The sequence below is a fragment of the Lactococcus sp. EKM203L genome (assembly GCF_011800585.1).
GTDB classification, from domain to species: Bacteria; Bacillota; Bacilli; order Lactobacillales; family Streptococcaceae; genus Lactococcus; species Lactococcus lactis.
Genome location: NZ_JAALEQ010000073.1, coordinates 1 through 221 on the forward strand (window position 1 = coordinate 1; position 221 = coordinate 221).

The 221-nt window shown below is 36.2% G+C and carries 1 protein-coding gene; it reads right to left on the reverse strand.

Translation table 11 applies throughout. From position 1 onward, the window contains the following. Positions 1 to 221 (reverse strand): hypothetical protein (locus tag HFD15_RS14145; RefSeq protein WP_167593843.1); only part of this gene is annotated, 221 nt, incomplete at both ends.

The following is a 221-nucleotide window of genomic DNA, read 5'->3' on the forward strand; positions in this document are numbered from 1 at the left end:
TCGTTTGTGCCATAAAATAAGGTTAAATATTCTAAGTTTTTGAAGTCTACTGCTTTTAAATTCGTTAAAGCTGTATCATAGTCTTGAGTGTTCGCTGCTACAGCGTCTTGTGCTGCCCATTTTGTGGTATCTTCACTAGCTTTCACAATTTCATGAACTAAGTTAATAAACGAAAATGGTTTGTAGTCAGCTTCATCTCTGTCACATACAGTAGTTCCACC